Annotated in this window: 1 protein-coding gene; it reads right to left on the bottom strand. The window is 42.9% G+C overall.

All coding sequences use genetic code 11. From position 1 onward, the window contains the following. Positions 1-34: 34 nt before the first annotated feature. The gene (locus tag EI162_RS14255) at positions 35-1,060 is read right to left on the bottom strand and encodes a hypothetical protein (protein ID WP_413038400.1); all 1,026 of its coding nucleotides are present in this window, start codon (positions 1,058-1,060) and stop codon (positions 35-37) included. Positions 1,061-1,129 lie beyond the last annotated feature (69 nt).

The following is a 1,129-nucleotide window of genomic DNA, read 5'->3' as shown; positions in this document are numbered from 1 at the left end:
ACGTTACTTTAATCAAAACCTCTTATCAGGTGTCCTAAATTAGTTGACCACTACAGACTAATACATCAGGAATATCATAGCTGGCTGGCGGCTGGGTATAGTCTGGCTGATTGCTTTGAAATAGCAATCCGGGTGAGGGGTTTAAGGTGCGCAATAGATTGAGTGCAGGTGTGATGTCATAAGCGGTGAGCCCTGTTTGCTCAATAAGCACTTTGATATTATTGCTAACTAAATGCTCACTGGCTGACAATAACGCTTTTGCTTGTTTTAGATACTCCGTGTCGGGCGCAAGCTTGGACAGTTGAATCGCCAGGCATTCACTTAAATGACGGGCACCAACACCAAGCGGATCGCAGGATTGAATAATATGTAACACCGCCATTATTTCGTCGTGTTCGACGCGCTCATCCCATTGATAAAAACTTGCCATGGTATCAAAGCTTTGTAACAACTCGTCAATGTCAAGCTGTATAAAACCCATGTCATCCATAGAATCCATTAAATATTCAGCAATGAGCGTATCTATCTCAGAGAGACGTTTAAAATTCAGCTGCCAGCGTACATGATCCTGAATCGTGGCGGTGGTGCTGCCTTGATAGCTATCAAAGTCATCAGAATCTGAGCGTGCTAATGCGCTCGATGTACTGCCCGAGCCGATATTGCTACTATCAAAGCGACTGTTATCAACACTATTACCATCATAGTTATCTATTGCATAGCTATCCATGTCATAACTGTCTATTGCGTCATCATCGAAACTGGCTTGTTGCAACTTATCCAAGCTGTCACTAACACGGTCATCGTATTCAAAAGTATCGTCGTTATTACTAGCGGTAGAGGATGTGGTAAAAGAATCAGCCTCAGCATTTTGATTCCAAGTATCTAGCGTTAATGGCTCACCAAACTCATTTATCGCTTCATTATTTTTTTCATTACTGGTCTCGTATTCATCTTCATCTTCCTCAATACGCTCCAGCAATGGATTGCTGTCCAGCTTCGCCTGAACCTCCTGCGCAAGCTCAAGACTAGAGAGCTGTAGCAATTTAATGGCTTGCTGCATCTGCGGGGTCAGTTTGTAGTGGTCAACTAATTTAGGACACCTGATAAGAGGTTTTGATTAAAGTAACGT

The organism is Psychrobacter sp. FME6 (assembly GCF_014861365.1).
In the GTDB taxonomy this organism is placed as follows: Bacteria; Pseudomonadota; Gammaproteobacteria; order Pseudomonadales; family Moraxellaceae; genus Psychrobacter.
The sequence above is the reverse complement of the archived record's forward strand: the minus strand, read 5'-3'. Positions and strand labels throughout refer to the sequence as shown.

Excerpts from the sequence above, each read along its gene's own strand:
- EI162_RS14255 (WP_413038400.1), bottom strand. The coding sequence starts at position 1,060 with ATGCAGCAAGCCATTAAATTGCTACAGCTCTCTAGTCTTGAGCTTGCG.